Annotated in this window: 14 protein-coding genes and 8 pseudogenes; 14 read left to right on the plus strand and 8 right to left on the minus strand. The window is 62.4% G+C overall.

Annotation, left to right across the window (positions count from 1 at the left end; translation table 11 throughout):
• Nucleotides 1-150: 150 nt before the first annotated feature.
• The 3 genes from L0A91_RS00290 (at nt 151) to L0A91_RS00295 (ending at nt 2,640) form a co-directional block, all read left to right on the plus strand.
• Nucleotides 151-1,479, plus strand: a complete 1,329-nt coding sequence (locus L0A91_RS00290) for a PhoH family protein (RefSeq protein ID WP_397333758.1) — start codon at nt 151-153, stop codon at nt 1,477-1,479.
• A 181-nt stretch (nt 1,480-1,660) separates the two neighbouring features.
• Nucleotides 1,661-1,786 carry a hypothetical protein gene (locus L0A91_RS17050; protein WP_260115253.1) on the plus strand — a complete coding sequence of 42 codons (126 nt, stop codon included), beginning with the start codon at nt 1,661-1,663 and terminating at the stop codon, nt 1,784-1,786.
• On the plus strand, nt 1,783-2,640 hold the full coding sequence (locus L0A91_RS00295) for a lytic transglycosylase domain-containing protein (protein ID WP_235245392.1): 858 nt from the start codon (nt 1,783-1,785) through the stop codon (nt 2,638-2,640). The genes L0A91_RS17050 and L0A91_RS00295 overlap by 4 nt, the downstream gene beginning before the upstream one ends.
• Before the next feature lie 11 nt (nt 2,641-2,651).
• Here L0A91_RS00295 and L0A91_RS00300 read toward each other — a convergent pair.
• Together L0A91_RS00300 and coaA are read right to left on the minus strand one after the other, a co-directional pair.
• Nucleotides 2,652-4,066: pseudogene (locus L0A91_RS00300) on the minus strand (class II fumarate hydratase).
• A 50-nt stretch (nt 4,067-4,116) separates the two neighbouring features.
• The gene (coaA, locus tag L0A91_RS00305) at nt 4,117-5,028 is read right to left on the minus strand and encodes a type I pantothenate kinase (RefSeq protein WP_235246666.1); all 912 of its coding nucleotides are present in this window, start codon (nt 5,026-5,028) and stop codon (nt 4,117-4,119) included.
• Between the two features lie 129 nt (nt 5,029-5,157).
• On the opposite strand from coaA, the pseudogene glmS reads away from it, so the two are divergent.
• From glmS to L0A91_RS17060, 5 genes and pseudogenes are all read left to right on the plus strand, one after another.
• Nucleotides 5,158-7,015: pseudogene (gene glmS / locus L0A91_RS00310) on the plus strand (glutamine--fructose-6-phosphate transaminase (isomerizing)).
• Nucleotides 7,012-7,361 (plus strand): annotated as a pseudogene (locus L0A91_RS00315) (holo-ACP synthase). Before glmS ends, L0A91_RS00315 begins: the two co-directional pseudogenes overlap by 4 nt.
• 4 nt (nt 7,362-7,365) lie before the next feature.
• Nucleotides 7,366-7,797, plus strand: a complete 432-nt coding sequence (locus tag L0A91_RS00320) for an MOSC domain-containing protein (protein WP_235245393.1) — start codon at nt 7,366-7,368, stop codon at nt 7,795-7,797.
• Nucleotides 7,790-8,182 (plus strand): NAD(P)H-hydrate dehydratase, encoded by a 393-nt coding sequence (locus L0A91_RS17055; RefSeq protein ID WP_260115254.1) that lies wholly within the window; start codon nt 7,790-7,792, stop codon nt 8,180-8,182. Before L0A91_RS00320 ends, L0A91_RS17055 begins: the two co-directional genes overlap by 8 nt.
• Nucleotides 8,175-8,657 (plus strand): NAD(P)H-hydrate dehydratase, encoded by a 483-nt coding sequence (locus tag L0A91_RS17060; RefSeq protein ID WP_260115255.1) that lies wholly within the window; start codon nt 8,175-8,177, stop codon nt 8,655-8,657. Before L0A91_RS17055 ends, L0A91_RS17060 begins: the two co-directional genes overlap by 8 nt.
• Nucleotides 8,658-8,667: 10 nt before the next feature.
• Here L0A91_RS17060 and leuA read toward each other — a convergent pair.
• The 3 genes and pseudogenes from leuA to leuC form a co-directional block, all read right to left on the minus strand.
• A pseudogene (gene leuA, locus L0A91_RS00330) lies at nt 8,668-10,337 on the minus strand (2-isopropylmalate synthase).
• 233 nt (nt 10,338-10,570) lie between these two features.
• Nucleotides 10,571-11,191, minus strand: coding sequence for a 3-isopropylmalate dehydratase small subunit (gene leuD / locus L0A91_RS00335; protein ID WP_235245394.1), 621 nt, complete (start codon nt 11,189-11,191; stop codon nt 10,571-10,573).
• Nucleotides 11,191-12,595, minus strand: a pseudogene (gene leuC, locus L0A91_RS00340) (3-isopropylmalate dehydratase large subunit). Before leuC ends, leuD begins: the two are co-directional and overlap by 1 nt.
• Nucleotides 12,596-12,678: 83 nt before the next feature.
• On the opposite strand from leuC, the gene L0A91_RS00345 reads away from it, so the two are divergent.
• The 6 genes and pseudogenes from L0A91_RS00345 to tsaE all read left to right on the plus strand — a co-directional run bounded on the left by L0A91_RS00345 (nt 12,679) and on the right by tsaE (nt 16,516).
• Nucleotides 12,679-13,815, plus strand: a complete 1,137-nt coding sequence (locus tag L0A91_RS00345; RefSeq protein WP_235245395.1) for a 3-isopropylmalate dehydrogenase — start codon at nt 12,679-12,681, stop codon at nt 13,813-13,815.
• 143 nt (nt 13,816-13,958) lie between these two features.
• Nucleotides 13,959-14,216 (plus strand): annotated as a pseudogene (locus L0A91_RS17895) (alanine racemase); the annotation flags it as partial.
• Nucleotides 14,217-14,347: 131 nt separating this feature from the next.
• On the plus strand, nt 14,348-15,031 hold the full coding sequence (alr, locus tag L0A91_RS17900; RefSeq protein WP_311197901.1) for an alanine racemase: 684 nt from the start codon (nt 14,348-14,350) through the stop codon (nt 15,029-15,031).
• 40 nt (nt 15,032-15,071) lie between these two features.
• Nucleotides 15,072-15,635, plus strand: a complete 564-nt coding sequence (locus L0A91_RS00355) for an alpha/beta fold hydrolase (RefSeq protein WP_311197902.1) — start codon at nt 15,072-15,074, stop codon at nt 15,633-15,635.
• On the plus strand, nt 15,611-16,027 hold the full coding sequence (locus tag L0A91_RS00360; protein ID WP_235245396.1) for an alpha/beta fold hydrolase: 417 nt from the start codon (nt 15,611-15,613) through the stop codon (nt 16,025-16,027). Before L0A91_RS00355 ends, L0A91_RS00360 begins: the two co-directional genes overlap by 25 nt.
• A pseudogene (gene tsaE / locus L0A91_RS00365) lies at nt 16,017-16,516 on the plus strand (tRNA (adenosine(37)-N6)-threonylcarbamoyltransferase complex ATPase subunit type 1 TsaE). The gene L0A91_RS00360 and the pseudogene tsaE overlap by 11 nt, the downstream one beginning before the upstream one ends.
• Here the strand turns inward: tsaE and L0A91_RS00370 are convergent.
• The 3 genes and pseudogenes from L0A91_RS00370 to L0A91_RS00380 form a co-directional block, all read right to left on the minus strand.
• Nucleotides 16,505-16,780: a S24 family peptidase gene (locus L0A91_RS00370; RefSeq protein ID WP_235245398.1), complete on the minus strand. Its 276-nt coding sequence runs from the start codon at nt 16,778-16,780 to the stop codon at nt 16,505-16,507. The pseudogene tsaE and the gene L0A91_RS00370 overlap by 12 nt on opposite strands.
• Before the next feature lie 82 nt (nt 16,781-16,862).
• A pseudogene (locus tag L0A91_RS00375) lies at nt 16,863-17,538 on the minus strand (amino acid ABC transporter ATP-binding protein).
• A gap of 95 nt (nt 17,539-17,633) precedes the next feature.
• Nucleotides 17,634-17,957, minus strand: a complete 324-nt coding sequence (locus tag L0A91_RS00380) for a hypothetical protein (protein WP_235245400.1) — start codon at nt 17,955-17,957, stop codon at nt 17,634-17,636.
• Nucleotides 17,958-18,053 lie beyond the last annotated feature (96 nt).

The following is an 18,053-nucleotide window of genomic DNA, read 5'->3' on the forward strand; positions in this document are numbered from 1 at the left end:
TCGCGTGAGACACAAGTGACGGGAGTTGCTGAACACTCAGCTTCGGGCAGATGACATCTCTCGCTACGCGCTGTTTCGAGCGCGGCAGCCGCCCTGAGGCGATCTACGGTGAGAGCGATGGAACTCAATGCACTCGCCTAGGGAGCTTCGATGACCGACCTGACCCAGCAGTCTGCGCGCGCCGACGATCTGACGCTGGGAGGTGAAAGTCGTTCGACGGATTTCCGGACGTATGTGGTGGATACCTCGGTTCTCTTGTCCGATCCGCGCGCTATGTTCCGGTTCGCCGAGCATGCCGTGGTTTTGCCGATCGTGGGCATCACTGAGTTGGAAGACAAGCGGCATCACCCGGAGTTGGGCTACTTTGCTCGGCTAGCGCTGAGCCTCCTGGACGAACTGCGCGTTGAATACGGCACGCTGAGTGAGCCCATCCCCGTGGGGGAGTCGGATGGAACGCTGCGGGTTGAGCTCAATCACACTGACCCGTCGGCTCTACCCGCAGGATTTCGGCTGAGCGACAACGACACCAGAATCCTTGCAGTGGCAGCCAACCTTGCAGCCGAGGGTTGCTCGGTCAGCGTCGTGAGTAAGGACTTGCCGCTTCGGGTGAAGGCGTCGGCGCTAGGGCTAGACGCCCAGGAGTATCGCGCCGAATTGGCTGTTGACTCTGGATGGACAGGGATGGCCAACCTCGATGTGACGGACGAAGAGATGTCCTCGCTCTATCACGACGGGTCGTTGGCGCACCCCAACGCTGAGCAGATGCCGTGCAACACCGGAGTGACCGTCTTTGCGCCAGGAGGCAGCGCGTTAGGCCGCATCAACTCAGACGGCGTGGTGCGCCTGGTTCGAGGCGACCGTGAGGCCTTCGGGCTGCACGGGCGATCCGCGGAGCAGCGGATCGCCATCGACACTCTGCTTGACCCGAGCGTGGGGATTGTGAGTTTGGGTGGCCGGGCAGGCACGGGCAAGAGTGCCTTGGCTCTGTGTGCGGGGCTGGAGGCAGTGCTGGAACGCCGGCAACACCGCAAGGTGGTCGTCTTTCGACCGCTGTATGCCGTCGGGGGCCAAGAGTTGGGATATCTGCCGGGCAGTGAGAACGACAAGATGGGCCCGTGGGCGCAGGCTGTCTTTGACACCCTCGGCTCCGTGGTCGGGCCGACAGTTATTGAAGAGGTCATTCAGCGGGGTCTCTTAGAGGTCTTGCCGCTGACGCATATCCGTGGGCGGTCCCTGCACGATTCTTTTGTCATCGTGGATGAGGCGCAGTCGCTGGAGCGCAACGTCTTGCTCACCGTGTTGTCTCGGATCGGGCAGTCGTCTCGAGTCGTGCTGACTCATGATGTGGCGCAGCGCGATAACCTTCGGGTCGGCCGTCACGACGGCGTTGCAGCCGTGATCGAAGCGCTGAAGGGAAACCCCTGTTCGCCCACGTCACGTTGCATCGCAGCGAGCGGAGTGCGATTGCAGCCCTGGTAACAGAGTTACTGGAGTGACGTAAGTCGATATTTAGGCTGGTCGCAAGGCATGTGACCTTGGCCACGAGAGGCCAATTTGAGTTGCCCGTCCGTGTCGGGCATGGCTATGGTCTTCTTAGATCACAAATTGGTAACGCTCAACCGCTACCGCGCACAACTGGTGCGCACACTCTGGAGGCTTAATGTCCAACGCGTTCCTGCCCGAGTCCAAGACTGCAGATGTCGTCACGCTTGACACTGACGAGTCCGGTCGCGACAACGGCCGTCACCGTGCCCGCAAGGTTTTCCGCAGCCCGGCCACTTGGTGACCGCAGCGATCACCCTGGGTTCCGTTGCGCTAGCCGGTGTCGCCGGTGGCAGCATGAGTGACGAAGAGCGCGCTGAGCAGCTGACCGCTTCGCTTGATGAGTCGGCGCTGTCGACTGTCGCGATTGACTCGGTGCGAGTCACTGGCAGCGAGGCCGGCGCAAGCCGTTCCAGTGACCGCCTTGAGACTGGCCTCGGCCAGGCCAACTCGGTGCAGATCGGCGAAGCCGCTGTCACCGCCAGCCTGGAGCAGGCTGGCGAAGAGTCGGAGCGCATCGCCGAAGAGCGGGCCGCGAAGGTCGCAGCCGAAGAAGCCGCAGCTGAAGAGGCCGCCGCCGAGGAAGCAGCAGCTGAAGAGGCCGCCGCTCAAGAGGCTGCCGAGCAGGCCGCCGCCGAAGAGGCAGCAGCCCAGCAGGCCGCCGCGCCAGCCGAGACGAGCTCTTCGTCCAACTCATCATCGTCTAGCTCTTCTTCGTCGTCGAGCTCGTCATCCTCGTCCAGCTCTTCTGAGCCGACCGAGGCGGCCGCACCCGCGCCGGTTACGTCTGCCCCGTCGGGCAGCTCTAGGGACATCGCCGCTGGCATGCTCAGCAGCTATGGCTGGAGCGGCGACCAGTTCAGCTGCTTGGACTCCCTGTGGACCAAGGAATCGGGCTGGAACCACACGGCTAAGAATCCGTCCTCGGGTGCCTACGGCATCCCGCAGTCCCTGCCAGCCAGCAAGATGGCTAGCGCCGGTGGCGACTACTTGACCAACCCGGCTACTCAGATCTCCTGGGGCTTGGGCTACATCAACGAGCGCTACGGTTCGCCCTGCGCTGCATGGTCGCACTCGCAGTCCGTTGGCTGGTACTGAGCCGCTAACGCTTAGCTTCGCCCAGCACGTGCCATAGATAGCACGTCAAGCGCGGCATCTAGTTCTTCTTCGGTAATCTCCCCGGCCGCCACATGGCCGCGGGAGATTACTGTCTCCCGGATCGTTTTCTTCTCCCGCAGTGCTTCCTTCGCGACGGCGCCGGCCGCCTCATACCCAATGAAGGAATTGATGGCCGTCACAATGGCTGACGAACTCATGGCCAGTTGCTCATTGTGCTCGACGTTGGCGCTGAGGCCGGCGATCACCTTGTCGGCCATGACGCGTGAGGTATTGCCGATCAGGGTGAGGGACTCCACGATCGTTTGTCCCATGACGGGCAGCATCACGTTGAGTTCAAATGAACCTGACGCGCCAGCAATGGTCATCGTGGTGTCATTGCCCATGACGCGTGCGCAAGCCATCAGCGTTGCTTCTGGGATCACCGGGTTGACCTTGCCGGGCATGATGCTCGAGCCAGGTTGCAGTTCTGGAAGGGCCAATTCGCCCAGACCGGCACGGGGGCCAGAGCCCATCCAGCGCAGGTCGTTGCAGAGCTTGGTCAGCGAGACAGCGATGACCTTGAGCGCGCCCGAGAGGGCAACGAGGCAATCCTGCGCTGACTGAGCCTCAAAGTGGTCGACTGCCTCGGTGAAAGGCAGGCCGAGGTCGTCAGCCAGAGCTGAGATGACCCGTGGCGCAAAGTCCAGGTGGGCGTTGAGTCCAGTGCCGGTTGCTGTGCCACCCAGGGCAACTCGGCAACATCTTGTGCAGCGTCAGCCAGGCGTTTGCGTCCCAGCGCAATCTGACGCGCATACCCGCCAAATTCTTGACCCAACGTGACGGGCACCGCATCCATCAAGTGGGTGCGGCCGGCCTTGACGACGTCGGCGAACTCGACGGATTTGGCTCTGAGCGACTCTTCCAACGCGGCCAATCCGGGCTCGGTCTGCTCGGCGAGCAGCTGGAGCGCGACGACGCGAAGTGCCGTCGGGAACGTGTCATTGCTCGACTGGCCAGCGTTGACGTGATCGTTGGGGTGGATGGCAAGGCCGCTGGCGTCACTGGCCAATCGGGCCACGACCTCGTTGACGTTCATGTTGGTCGAGGTGCCTGATCCCGTTTGGTAGACGTCGATCGGGAAGTGCTCGTCGTGGTCTCCGGCGACAACTTCCTTGGCAGCCGCCGTGATTGCTGCTCCGACGGGGCCATCGATGACTCCCAGGTCGGCGTTGACCTGGGCCGCGTGCTGTTTGATCCTGGCCAAGGCTTGGACAATCGGGGTGGGGACCCGCTGACCAGAAATCGGGAAGTTCACCACGGCTCGGGCCGTTTGGGCGGCATATAGCGCATCCGCGGGGACTTCGATCTCGCCCATCGAGTCCTTTTCGATGCGAGTGGCTGGCGCTGACTGCGGTTCGTAGGTCATGCCCCTAGTGTGCGCCCAAGAGTGGGTCAGGTGTTGGAGGCCGGGTTGCCTTAAAGGCGGCGCAAGCGAACCCGCTGCACAGAGTGGGCCGCGCCCTTGGATAGGATCAACGTGGCCCGGCCGCGGGTGGGCTGAATGTTCTCCCGCAGGTTAGGAGCGTTAATCGCTTCCCAGATGTTTTCCGCGATGTCGATCGCAGCCTCGTCGTCCAACGTGGCATACCGGCGGAAGTGCGATTCGGGCTGGCTGAAGGCCGTTTCCCGCAGGCTGAGGAATCGATCGATGTACCACCGTTTGATGTCGTCGACGTGGGCATCGACATAGACCGAAAAGTCGAAGAAGTCGCTCACTGCCATCCCAGGGCGACCGTCCTCGCGTCGACGAGGCGGCTGCAAGACGTTCAAGCCCTCGACGATGAGGACATCGGGGCGATCGACCGCGAGGTGTTCGCCGGGGATGATGTCGTAGGTCAGGTGTGAATAGACCGGTGCTTTGACAGCCGGCTTGCCAGCCTTGACCTCGGCAACAAATCGTTGCAACGACCGCACGTCGTAGGACTCGGGGAATCCCTTGCGCGCCATCAAATTGCGAGCGGCCAGGATCCGGTTGGGGAAGAGGAAGCCATCAGTGGTGACCAGTTCAACCTTGGGCTTGGAGTCCCACCGTGAAATGAGTTCCTTCAAAATGCGGGCTGTCGTTGACTTGCCGACGGCGACTGAGCCGGCCACGCCGATGATGAAAGGTGTGCGCTCTGGTCGCTCCCCGAGGAAATTACTCGTCACTCGGTGCAAGCCGGCGGTGCCTTCTTCATAGAAAGAAAGCAATCGCGTCAACGGCAGATAGACCTCTTCAACTTCCGCCATATCGAGTCGATCACCCAATCCGCGCAGCCGCACCACATCTTCGGCGGTCAAGTGCATCGGAGTTTGCTCACGCAGCGCGGCCCAGGCTTGCCGATCCATCTCGACATAGGGGAAGGTAGCGGGTGACCGGAGGCGGACATGGAGCACATTGTGCCTTGTCTGCAAGATCACCACGATTCGAGCCCTTCGGATGCGGACGGATTTGTGCTGACCGACTATCCTTGCGGGATGTGTGGAATCGTTGGATATGTGGGGCCAAATACCTCGGGCAAAGCTCTTGAGGTTGTCATGGAAGGGCTTGGGCGACTGGAGTACCGCGGATACGACTCCGCTGGCGTTGCCCTGGTTGACGACGACCGAGTCGCCACAGCCAAACGTGCAGGCAAACTGACTAATTTGCGCGAAGCGCTCGCCGAGAACCCCCGGCAGACAGCGCCACCGCTATTGGTCACACTCGCTGGGCGACCCACGGTGGGCCGACCAACGCTAATGCTCACCCACACCGGGGTGGCACCGAGGGCAAGTTGGCCCTCGTGCACAACGGCATCATCGAGAACTTCCACTCTCTGCGTCAGAGCTTGCTGGCTGACGGCGTGGAGTTCACGTCTGAGACCGACACCGAGGTCGTTGCGCACCTCGTCGCCAGCGCATACGCGGATTCAGGCGACCTCACTCGTGCCATGCAGGATGTCGTGGGCACTCTTGAAGGTGCCTTCACTCTGTTGGCTGTGCACGCAGACGCGCCAAACACGGTGGTCGCTGCCCGCCGCAACTCACCGTTGGTGGTCGGCCTGGGCGACGGCGAAAACTTCATGGGTTCTGATGTGGCCGCCTTCATCGGACACACCCGCAAGGCTCTTGAGCTGGGCCAAGACCAGATCGTCACTATCACGCCCGACTCGTGCGACGTCATCAACTTCGACGGCACGCCAAGCGAGGGCAAGGCCTACGACGTCACCTGGGATGCTGCAGCCGCCGAGAAGGATGGCTACGACACGTTCATGGAGAAGGAAATCCACGACCAGCCACACGCCGTGCGCGACACCCTGTTGGGTCGCACCGACGAAAATGGCCAGTTGGTCCTGGACGAAATGAGCATCACTGAGCAGGACCTGCGTGGCATCTCCAAGATTGTCATCGTGGCCTGTGGCACCGCAGCGTATGCCGGGATGGTCGCCAAGTACGCCATTGAGCGGTGGACGCGGATCCCCGTCGAGGTCGAGTTGGCCCACGAGTTCCGCTACCGCGACCCGGTGATCGACGAGAACACCCTGGTGGTCTCGATCTCCCAGTCCGGTGAGACCGCTGACACCCTGATGGCCGTGCGGCACGCGAAGGAACTGGGCGCTCGCACCCTTTCCATCTGCAACACTCACGGATCGACGATCCCGCGTGAGTCGGACGCTGTCCTCTACACCCATGCTGGTCCCGAGATCGCCGTTGCCTCAACCAAGGCCTTTGTCGCACAGATCACCGCCAGCTACATCCTGGGGCTCTACCTCGCTCAACTGCGTGGCGGCTCGTTTGGCCGCAACGCTGCCGAGGTGCTCGAAGAACTGCATGGCATCCCGGCCAAGATGTCGGACCTGCTGGGCAACCTGGCTCGCGTCAAGGAGATCGCCTACTTCATGGCTGACACCCGCTCGGTGTTGTTCCTTGGTCGTCACGTTGGCTTCCCGATCGCGATGGAAGGTGCCTTGAAGCTCAAGGAGTTGGCCTATATCCACGCTGAAGGCTTCGCTGCTGGCGAGCTGAAGCACGGTCCTATCGCGCTGATCGAGCCTGGCCAGCCGGTGTTTATCGTCGTCCCCTCGCCTTCTGCCGAGAACGGTCTGCACGGCAAGGTTGTCTCCAACATCCAGGAGATCCGGGCCCGTGGGGCCGCACACTGGTGATCGCTGAAGAGGGCGATGACGACGTGGTGCCCTTCGCTGACGAGGTCATTCGCATCCCGGCGACCTCGCAGTTGTTGGCTCCGTTGCTGACCGTTGTGCCGTTGCAATACTTCTCGCTGCAGTTGTCCTCGGCCAAGGGGCTGGATGTTGACCAGCCTCGTAACCTCGCGAAGTCGGTCACTGTCGAGTGATCATCGGGGTCGGCATCGACGTCGTCAACATCGCCCGATTTGAAGAGCGAATGTTGCGCAACCCTCGCCTCGCCTTGCGGTTATTTACCCCTGGCGAGCGAGAGTTGCGGCCCGAGTCGATGGCGGCCCGCTTCGCCGCCAAAGAAGCGCTAGCCAAGAGCCTGGGTGCTCCGGTGGGGCTGCATTGGCAGGATGCGACCGTTGTCCGTAATGATGACGGGCGACCTCACTGGAGGTGTCCGGCACCGTCGCAGCCCGTGCCGAAGAATTGGGCGTGGCGTCGTTTCACCTGTCGCTCTCGCACGATGCTGGGGTGGCTTCAGCCGTTGTGATTGCTGAAGGCTGACGCGATGACCGCAACCGTTGATTCTGTGCACCTGGGCCGCTCCCATGACCCGCGCCAGCCAAATCTTCGCCAAGTGCACTTGCTGCACCGTGAACTGTTCGACGTGCTAGCTGATGCCGGTTTCACCGTCGCTGCCGGGAACTTGGGCGAGAACATCACCACCACCGGGATCGACCTTCTGGGGCTGCCGGTGGGGTCTCACTTAACGATCGGTGACGCCGACATCATCATCACTGGCCTGCGGAATCCGTGCCAACAAATCAATAACTTTTCCCCAGGTCTGCTCAACCAATTGATCGTCAAGACCGAATCGGGTGAGGTTATGCGGTTGGCTGGAGTCATGGGCGTGGTTGCCCGTGGCGGTGCCGTGCGGCCAGGCGACCCCATCGCCGTTGACCTACCACCGGAGCCGCACTTCGGGCTGACTCGTGTTTAGCGATGATATGGCTTTAGATCTCGCTGGCCTTCCGACGTTAGATTCTGCGGCCGCGGCAGAGCTCTGGCCAGTCCCTGGGGCTAGTGATCACAAATACACCAGGGGCGTACTCGGGATTATTGCGGGCTGTGAGGCCTACCCCGGCGCTGCAGTCTTGAGCTGTGTCGCCGCCGTGGAGTCAGGTGCTGGCATGGTGCGATATGTCGGCTCAGAAACACCAACTAACTTGGTGCTTCGCGCAACGCCGGAGGTTGTGCCAGGCGCCGGTCAGGTGCAGGCATGGGTCCTGGGCCCCGGCATCGATCCGGCCGATCGGACCAAGGCGGGTCGAGCACAGATGAGTGCCCTTGACGAGGCGCTACTCTCAAACACCCTGTGTGGTTGATGCTGGAGCCTTAAGCCTGCTGAGGCGGCATCGCTCTGCTGCCACGCTCCTGACCCCGCACGCTGGGGAGCTAGCGGAGTTGTTGACGCGGTGGACCGGGGATCGCGTTGTCCGAGCCTCAGTCGAAGCCGATCGTATGGGGATGGCCCAGCGGATGGCCGACCTCACGGGTGCCACCGTGCTGCTCAAGGGGGCCCAAACGCTGATCGCTAGCCCGGATGCCCCGGATGACATGCGGATGCAAGACGATGCTCCGCCGTGGTTGGCGACGGCTGGCGCTGGAGACGTTCTGGCTGGCCTGTGTGGCGCCTTGGCTGCGGCTGGCTTGCCGATGCGCGACGTCGGCGCTGTCGCAGCGATGGTGCACGGGCAGGCGGCCCACCGAGCCAACCCTGGCGGGCCGGTGCGAGCGCTCACGGTGGCACACGCCATACCTGGTGCTGTGGCTGACCTGCTCTCGGACGGCGGATTCTGAGCAGTGAGGGCTAGCTGCGGTTGAGGGCGCTGGTGATGGCTTTCAGCGACGCGGTCGTGATGTTGGCATCAATCGCCACACCCCAGCGGACTTCGCCCTCGATCGCGCATTCGACATAGGCAGCAGCAACCGCGTCATCACCGCTGGAGAGTGCGTGCTCGGCATAGTCCAACACCCGCACGTCGTGCCCCAGCGTCGCCAGGGCCTTCACATAGGCCGCGATTGGGCCATTGCCGGTGCCAGAGATCTTTTGCTCGGTGCCATCGGCGATAACCGTTGCCGTGATCTCATCGTCGCCGTTGGGAGCGGTCCGGGTGTCCACCGAGAGCAGCCGCACCGGCGTAGTCGGCACCAGGTATTCACTCTCGAAAGCCGCCCAGATTGCGGCGGCCGACATTTCGCCACCCTCGCCATCGGTCTTGCCCTGCACGACACGACTGAACTCGATCTGCAGACGGCGCGGCAGGTCCAACTTGTGCTCAGTGCGCATGATGTAGGCGACACCGCCCTTGCCGGACTGGCTATTAACTCGGATCACGGCCTCGTAGGAGCGACCGACATCCTTGGGGTCAATGGGCAGATAGGGCACTTCCCAGCGGAAGTCGTCGATTGCACTGCCCGCCTCGGAAGCGTCGGACTCCATCCGATCCAAGCCCTTCTTGATGGCGTCTTGGTGGGAGCCGGAGAAGGCGGTAAACACCAAGTCGCCGCCATAGGGGTGGCGCTCGGCGACCGGCAGTTGGTTGCAGTGCTCAACAGTGCGGCGAACGTCGTCAATGTCAGAGAAGTTGATCTGTGGGTCGATGCCCTGGCTAAACAGGTTCAAGCCTAGGGTCACCAGGCAGACATTGCCGGTGCGCTCGCCATTGCCGAACAAGCAACCCTCGATGCGGTCAGCCCCAGCCATGTAGCCCAACTCAGCAGCCGCAACACCAGTGCCGCGGTCATTGTGCGGGTGCAGCGACAGCACGACGTGCTCGCGGTTGTTGAGGTTGCGACTCATCCACTCAATCGAGTCGGCGTAGACGTTGGGTGTGGCCATCTCGACGGTGGCGGGCAAGTTGATGATGACGGGGCGCTCGGCAGTCGGCTTCAAGATCTCGTTGACCTCGTTGCAGACGCGAGCAGCGAACTCCAACTCCGTGCCGGTGTAGGACTCGGGGGAGTACTCGTAGTAGACGTCGGTGTCACTGGTCATCTGCTCTTCAAACTTCTTGCACAACCGCGCACCCTGAGTGGCGATATCCACAATGCCGTCCATGTCGGTGTTGAACACCACGCGACGCTGCAGAGTAGAGGTGGAGTTGTAGAGGTGCACGATGGCCTGCTTGGCGCCTTCGATCGACTCGTAGGTCCGCTGGATCAGGTGCTCACGCGCCTGGGTCAGGACCTGAATGACGACATCGTCGGGGATCAGGTCTTCTTCGATCAGCATCCGGACAAAGTCAAAGTCGGTCTGGCTAGCCGATGGGAAACCAACCTCGATCTCCTTGTAGCCCATCTTGACGAGCAACTCGAACATCCGACGCTTGCGGTCCGACGTCATCGGGTCGATCAGCGCCTGGTTGCCATCGCGTAGGTCAACGGCACACCAGCGGGGAGCCTTGGTGATTTCTTTGGCCGGCCAGGTGCGATCGGGCAGATCGACGGGGGCGAAGGGGCGTAACGCTCAAAGGGCATTGCGCTGGTTTGCTGGGGGTTGGGCTTTGCAGTCAACGTTCATCCTCGCTGTTTCAGGTGGTGTGCCCGGTGGCAACACGAACTCCGCAGCGAGGGCCGGACCTAAGAGGTCTCGCTGCGGCAACCGAGGAGGAGCAGAAGTGACTTCATCGTCGGTGAGCCTAGCCCATGTTGCCCCGCCGCAACACCCCTACAGGATGTAGAGATGTCGCGACGGGTCGTGCAAAAGTGGATCAAGCCTGGGTGGGAACGACCGGCTTCACGTCACGAACAACCGGCTTGTATGCCGGGCGCGCGCCTTCGTAGGCCGCGATGTCTGCATCGTTTTGCATCGTCAGCGAGATGTCATCGAGGCCGTTCTGCAGGCGCCACGCGGTGTATTCGTCGATCTCGAACGTGGTCACGATATCGCCACCAGCCACAATCTGCCGAGCGGCCAAGTCGACCGAAACCTCAGCGCCAGGCTCACTCTCAAGATACTTCAACAGCAACTCGGCATCATCGTGGCTGACCTGCGCGCAGAGCAGACCGGCCTTGCCCGAGTTGCCTCGGAAGATGTCGCCGAACCGAGCCGAGATCACCACGCGAAAGCCGTATTGCTGCAGCGCCCACACGGCGTGCTCGCGGCTAGAGCCAGTGCCAAAGTCTGGGCCTGTCACCAAAACCGAGCCAGCGGCATACGGTGGCTGGTTGAGGACGAAGTCGGCGTTTTCCCGCCACCGGGCGAAGAGGCCATCCTCGAAGCCGGTGCGGCTAACCCGCTTGAGGTAGGAAGCGGGGATGATCTGGTCGGTGTCGATGTTGCTGCGCCGAATGGGCACGCCGATGCCAGTGTGTGTCGAGAAAGCCTCCATCACTTGGCTCCTTCCATCAGGTCTGCGGGGCTGGACAAGGTGCCACGGATAGCGGTTGCCGCAGCGACCTCGGGGAGACCAGGTGGGTGCGCGACTTGGCGCCCTGGCGGCCCTCAAAGTTGCGGTTCGAGGTGGAGGCACAACGCTGCTCAGGCTTCAACTGGTCAGGATTCATGCCCAAACACATAGAGCAACCAGCCAATCGCCACTCGGCGCCAGCGTCGAGGAAGATCTTGTCGAGGCCTTCGTCTTGAGCTTGCAGGCGCACAGCATGCGAGCCAGGAACGATCAGCATCTGCAGCCCGTCCGCCAAGCGCTGACCCTCCAAGATGCCCGCGGCAATGCGCAAGTCTTCGATCCGGCCATTGGTGCACGAGCCGAGGAACACCACATCGATGTCCAGGTCACGCATGGGGGTGCCAGCGGTCAGACCCATGTATTCGAGGGCTCGACTAGCGGCGCCCTTGTCGTCCTCGTCGCCAAAGCTGTCGGGGTCGGGCACCGATTCACCCAGTGGCACCGACTGCCCAGGGTTGGTGCCCCAGGTGACAAACGGCGTGAGTGAGTCGGCGTCGATGTCGACTTCGGCGTCAAAGACCGCGTCATCATCAGTGCGCAGCGCGGTCCAAGCCTCGACGGCAGCGTCGCAATCAGCCCCGGTCGGAGCGTGCGGGCGGCCCTGCACGTAGTCAAGGTGGTCTGATCCGGCGCCACCATGCCAGCGCGGGCGCCAGCCTCGATCGACATATTGCAGATCGTCATCCGGCCTTCCATGCTCAACGACTCGATGGCGCTGCCGCGGTATTCAATGACATAGCCCTGACCGCCGCCGGTGCCGATCTTGTTGATCACGGCCAGGATGATGTCCTTGGACGAAACACCTGGGGTCAACGTGCCATTGACGTTGATCGCCATCGTCTTGAATGGCTTGAGCGGCAGCGTCTGGGTGGCCAACACATGCTCGACCTCGCTGGTGCCGATGCCAAACGCGAGCGCGCCGAATGCTCCGTGAGTGGACGTGTGGCTGTCGCCGCAGACGATGGTCATGCCCGGCTGGGTCAGACCCAACTCTGGGCCGATGACGTGCACGATGCCTTGGCCCAAGTTGCCGCGTTCGTGGTGCACGATGCCGAACTCTTTGCAGTTGGCCTTGAGCGCCTCAAGTTGGGTGCGACTGACCAGGTCGGTCACGGGACCGAGCGTGGTGGGGACGTTGTGGTCTTCGGTTGCCACGGTGAGGTCGGGCCGCCGAACGGGGCGACCAGCGGTCCGCAAACCCTCAAAGGCCTGCGGGCTCGTGACTTCGTGCACGAGATGAAGGTCGATATAAAGGAGGTCGGGCTCTCCCTCGACCTGTCGAACTACGTGGGATTGCCACAACTTTTCTGCAAGAGTGTTGCCCATCGACCTCTCCTGGTAGACCTGCGACGATGTTCCTCAACTCTAATCCCCCTTTGTGACGTGACGTCAAGGAGTGCTGCAACCCGATGAAGAACCACAACCTGGCTGTGATCCCCGGCGATGGTGTTGGCCCCGAAGTCACCGCGGTGGCCCTGTCTATCCTCGACGCCGCGGAAGAGCAGTTTGGCTTCAGCACCATGCGCACCGAAGTCCCTCTGGGCGCGGACCACTTCCTCGAAACCGGCAACCTGCTCACCGAAGAAGCCATCGAGACGTTGACGAGCAGCGACGCCATCATGTTTGGCGCGATCGGCAGTCCCAAGGTGACGCCCGGCGTGCTGGAGCGCGGCATCATCTTGGCTCTGCGTGGCTCGATGCGTCAGGCGATCAACCTGCGCCCGGTGCGTCTCTACCCAGGTGTGCCAACCCCTATCGCTGGTCTGACGCCGCAGCGCTGCGACATGGTGATCGTGCGGGAAAACACCGAAGGCGCCTACGTCGGCACTGGCAGCACCGTGCACCGTGGCACCACGGCCGCTGTGGCGACCCAAGAGTCCATTAACACCTGGTATGGCGTGGAGCGGGCTGTCGATTTTGCCTTCCGCCTCGCGCAGCAACGACGCAAGAAGGTCACGCTGTGCCACAAAACCAACGTCTTGGTCCAGGCTGGCGCGTTGTGGCTCGAAGCCATGCGCGTCGTCGGGGAGCGCTACCCCGATGTTGAGCAGGACTACGTGCACGTTGATGCCATGTGCATGCACCTGCCGGTGAGCCCGGAGCGCTTTGACGTCGTGGTGACCGACAACCTGTTTGGCGACATCGTGACCGACCTCGGTGCTGTGGTGCAGGGCGGTTTGGGAGTTGCCTCCAGCGGAAACCTCAACATTGATGGCTCTGCGACCAGCATGTTTGAGCCCATCCACGGCTCAGCGCCCGATATCGCAGGCAAGGGCTGGGCCAACCCGGCCGGTGCGGCTCTTTCCCTGGCGTTGCTGCTCTCCACGCTCGGCGAGGGCAAGGCGGCAGCGGCCATTGAGCGGGCCACTGCGGCGGTTCTCGCTGAGTTGCCGGGGCTGGCCGGTGAAGCGATGGGGATGAGCACGACCGGAGTTGGCGAGCGAATCATTGCGGTCATGCAAAGCGATGAGGCGCCAGGGTTGCCAGGTGACTCCTTGATGGAGCAGCTGGCGGTGGTTCAGGCGGGTCTGCGCGATCGTGCCTAACCCCATCGATGCCGCGCCAGGGTCGCAGCGGGCAGAGTATTCGCCTGCTGTGCATCCTGCCTGGGTTGAGGTCGACTTGGGCGCTATCGCGGCCAACGTGCGCAGGCTCAGGGCTGCCGTTGGTGACGCCAAGATGATGTGTCGTGAAAGCAGATGCCTACGGACATGGCCTCATCCCCGTTGCTCGGGCGGCTGTCGCCGCTGGCGCCGATTGGCTAGCCACCGCTCAACTCAGCGAGGCACTCGCGATCCGGGCTGCCGGCATACCGACTCCGTTGTTGTGTTGGTTGCATGCCCCTGGCGTGGACTTCGCGCCAGCGCTTGAGGCTGATATCGACCTCGGCGTCTCGACCGACTGGGCGCTCGATGCGGTGATCGCTGCCGCGCAATCGCTGGGAGTCACGGCTAACGTGCACCTGAAGGTCGACACTGGATTGGGGCGTAACGGAGCCTTTAGCCCGGGGAGGGACGCACGGATTTTGCTGAACTGGTCGACCACGCCGCTGCGGCCCAACAGGCAGGCTCGATCAACGTGCGCGGCATCTTTTCGCACTTCGCGGCTGCTGATGAGCCAACCCACCCCAGCGTCTCCGCCCAGCACGAAGCCTTCGTGGCTGCGGTGGCGCTGGCCGACGACGCCGGTCTCGGCATCGAGATCAGGCACATGGCTAACTCTGCCGCCGCGCTGGAGTTGCCGCATGCCCGCTGGGACATGGTCCGAGTCGGCCTGGCGATGTATGGCCTGAGCCCGGCGCCTGACCTGCATAGCAGCGCCGACTACGGTCTGCGCCCGGCAATGCGGGTGATTGCTCGGGTGTCTAACGTGAAGCGAGTGCCCGCCGGCCAGGGCGTTTCCTATGGCTACAGCTACACCTGCGCCCAAGACACAACATTGCTCAATGTCCCGCTCGGCTATGGCGATGGGGTGCCACGGCATGCCAGCAGCAAGACCGACGTGCTGGTCGCCGGGCAGCGGCGTCGAATCGCGGGCCGGGTCTGCATGGATCAGATCGTGATTGATGCGGGCGATCTTGATGTGGTCTGCGGTGACGAAGTCGTGCTCTTTGGCGCGGGCGACGCGGGCGAGCCGACGGCTCAAGATTGGGCTGCGACGATCGACACGATTAGCTATGAGATCGTCACGCGGTTTGGCCCACACCTACCCCGTGTCTATCTCGAAAATGCCATCAGCGATGATCGGTTAAATGAGGACTGAGCAGCATCGGGTCGAGGCACATGATGGCGTCGAACTCTTCGTGATCGATCGGTCGCCCACGCAGCGGCTTGAGGGCTCGCCTACGGTTGTCCTGGCCCACGGCTATGCCCTTGACCACCGCTATTGGCACTATCAGGCTGACGCGCTGGTCGAGGCTGGCTATCGAGTCGTGCTCTGGGACCAACGCGGCCATGGGCGGTCCACGGCGGCCGAGTCCCACGCATACTCGATCAAGGGGTTGGGCGATGACCTCGCACTGCTGATCAGCGAGATGATCCCGCATGGACCGATTGTGCTGATCGGCCACTCAATGGGTGGCATGACCGTGATGGCGTATGCCGGGAGCCATCTGGAGGAGTTTGCTCAGCGGATCGTTGGAGTAGGTCTGATCAGCACCAGTGCTGGCGATCTCGACAAGGTCAATTGGGGCTTGGGAGAGCGCGGGGGAGCGCTTCTGGCAAGGGGCCTGACGGCGCTAGTGACGACTTTGTGCCTCATCAAGCCTTCGTCCGGCGCTTCCATCAGGTGTGTGGGCCGCTCGAGCGCCCGTTGTATGGGATGTCCGCCTACGGCTCCTTGGTGCCCGAGGCCGAATTGGCGCTGAACGCCCAAATGCTGATGGAGACCGATCTGGCGATATTGCCTGGCTTTGCCGACGCGTTGAAGGTGCACGACGAGAAGGCATCGATCGAGGTGTTGGCCGACGTCCCAGCGCTGATCTTGGTGGGTGAAGAAGACGTGCTCACCCCGCCTTGGCACAGCGAGGCGCTCTCGGCGCACTTGCCCCATGCTGAGTTGGTACGGGTCGCAGCGGCTGGCCACATCATCGCGCTGGAGCACCCGGAGATCTTGAACGAAGAACTGCTCAGACTGTTGGCGCGGGCGCAAGGCGGTCTGGCGGTCGCGAAACCTGCCGTGCCACGCAAGATTATTGACCGCCGGCCGCTGCGGGCATCCCCAAGGTTGGTTTGCGACAATCGGTTTCATGAACCCTGAGCCGTTGACTGTTGTGCTGTCTGATCCTGAGGCGACCCACGCCTGGGGTCAGCGGTTGGGCCAGGTGTTGCAGGCAGGTGATCTCGTGGTGCTCACCGGCGACTTGGGGGCGGGTAAAACCACCTTGACCCAGGGGATAGCCATCGGACTGGATGTCCGGGGCCCGATCACATCGCCGACCTTCGTGATTGCTCGGGAGCATCCACCGCTGGGGGTAGGCCCTGGCTGATCCACGTGGATGCCTATCGGCTTGGCAATGAGATTGAGTTGGATGACCTCGACCTCGACACAGCTGTCGAGGAGGCCGTCACTATCGTGGAGTGGGGCGCTGGCCTGGTCGAGCACGTGGCAGAGCACCGGCTTGAAGTGATTTTGGCTAGGCCTGACGTGGATGGCCCAGACCAGACTCGCATGGTGAAAGTGCGCGGAGTCGGTGCCCGCTGGGCGACTGATGCTGCCCAGCGGGAGTTGGCGACCCTAGGCTTCTGACTTCTTGCGGGGGAGTCGCAGCACGACTTTGCCGATGATGTTCTCAGGCAGTAGCGCGCCGAACACAGAAGAGTCGGTGCCCTGTTCTGGGTTGTCAGAGGCCAGCCACGCTTTGCCCCATTCCCAGCGCGCGAGGCGTTTGACGCCCAACGGGCGCTTGCCTGACGGGGCGTGCGGCAGTTGAGCGATCACGACATCGCCCGGGCTCACTGTCGCCCCGTAGCGGACCAGCAAACGGTCGCCTTCGGCATACGTGGGGAGCATGGAGGCACCATGCACAACCGCGACGCCAAAGGGCAGTTGCCCCGCTGGCGTCGCGGCGGTCTTGAGTCAGGCATCGACGAGGTCAGTCTTCGTCGTCCTTGACCATGCGCAAGAAGTCCTTGGTGCGTTCTTGCTGAGGGTTGCCGAGCACTTGTTCCGGTGGGCCGCTCTCCACGACATAACCGTCAGCCATGAAGACCACGTGGTCGGCAACCTCGTTCGCGAATTGCATCTCGTGGGTCACCACCACCATTGTCATGCCCTCGTTGGCCAGGTCGCGCATCACCGACAGCACTTCACCGACTAGCTCAGGGTCAAGCGCAGACGTCGGCTCATCAAAGAGCATGAGCTTAGGCTTCATCGCCAGCGCCCGGGCAATGGCTACCCGCTGTTGCTGGCCACCAGAGAGCTCGTTCGGGTATGCGTTGGCTTTGTCGCCCAGTCCGACCCGAGCCAGCAGCGCGCGAGCGTCGTCCTGGACCTCGGCCTTCTTGCGGCCCTTCACCCGGATGGGTGCTTCGCAGATGTTCTCCAGCACCGTCATGTGGGAAGAGGTTGAACTTCTGAAAGACCATGCCGATCTCACGACGCTGGGCCGCGATCTCTTTGTCGTTCAGGCGATACAACTTGCCGCCACGGTCCTTGTAGCCCATCAGATCCTGGTCGACCCAAATACGGCCACCCTGAATCGTCTCGAGCTGGTTGATGCACCGCAAAAAGGTGGTCTTGCCGGAGCCCGAGGGCCCCAACAAGCACACGACCTCGCCAGTGTCGACACTCAAGTCGATGCCCTTGAGCACCTCGTTGTGGCCGAATGACTTGGTCACATTGACCGCTTCAACAATTGGACGTGTCATACGTCGCCACCTCCAGCGCCAGTTGCGCCAGCCGCACCGACGGACGCAGCTATTTCGGACTCCTTAGGCGTAGCGCGACGGGCGCCGTACCCACGGTTGAATCGCTTCTCCAGGAAGTGCTGGCCAACCATCAAGATGCTGCCGATGATCATGTACCAAAGGACAGCCGCGACAAGAACCGGGAAAACCTGGAAGGTCCGAGCACCGACCGCGCTTAGTTGGAAGAACAACTCAGCACCGACCGGGATCCCGATCAACAGCGAGGTGTCCTTCAACATGGACATCAATTCGTTGCCGGTTGGCGGCACGATGACCCGCATCGCTTGGGGAGGACGATACGACGCATGGTCTTGCCGCCGTCCATACCCAGCGCCTCTGCCGCTTCGCGCTGGCCAGTGTCCACAGACGTAATGCCA

The sequence above is a fragment of the Ornithinimicrobium sp. INDO-MA30-4 genome, from assembly GCF_021535045.1.
In the GTDB taxonomy this organism is placed as follows: Bacteria; Actinomycetota; Actinomycetes; order Actinomycetales; family Dermatophilaceae; genus Ornithinicoccus.

Excerpts from the sequence above, each read along its gene's own strand:
- L0A91_RS00290 (WP_397333758.1), top strand. The coding sequence starts at position 151 with ATGACCGACCTGACCCAGCAGTCTGCGCGCGCCGACGATCTGACGCTG.
- L0A91_RS17050 (WP_260115253.1), top strand. The coding sequence starts at position 1,661 with ATGTCCAACGCGTTCCTGCCCGAGTCCAAGACTGCAGATGTCGTCACG.
- coaA (WP_235246666.1), bottom strand. The coding sequence starts at position 5,028 with ATGGATCGGCAAGCCTGGGCCGCGCTGCGTGAGCAAACTCCGATGCAC.
- L0A91_RS00320 (WP_235245393.1), top strand. The coding sequence starts at position 7,366 with ATGACCGCAACCGTTGATTCTGTGCACCTGGGCCGCTCCCATGACCCG.
- leuD (WP_235245394.1), bottom strand. The coding sequence starts at position 11,191 with ATGGAGGCTTTCTCGACACACACTGGCATCGGCGTGCCCATTCGGCGC.
- L0A91_RS00345 (WP_235245395.1), top strand. The coding sequence starts at position 12,679 with ATGAAGAACCACAACCTGGCTGTGATCCCCGGCGATGGTGTTGGCCCC.
- L0A91_RS00370 (WP_235245398.1), bottom strand. The coding sequence starts at position 16,780 with ATGCTCCCCACGTATGCCGAAGGCGACCGTTTGCTGGTCCGCTACGGG.
- L0A91_RS00380 (WP_235245400.1), bottom strand. The coding sequence starts at position 17,957 with ATGCGGGTCATCGTGCCGCCAACCGGCAACGAATTGATGTCCATGTTG.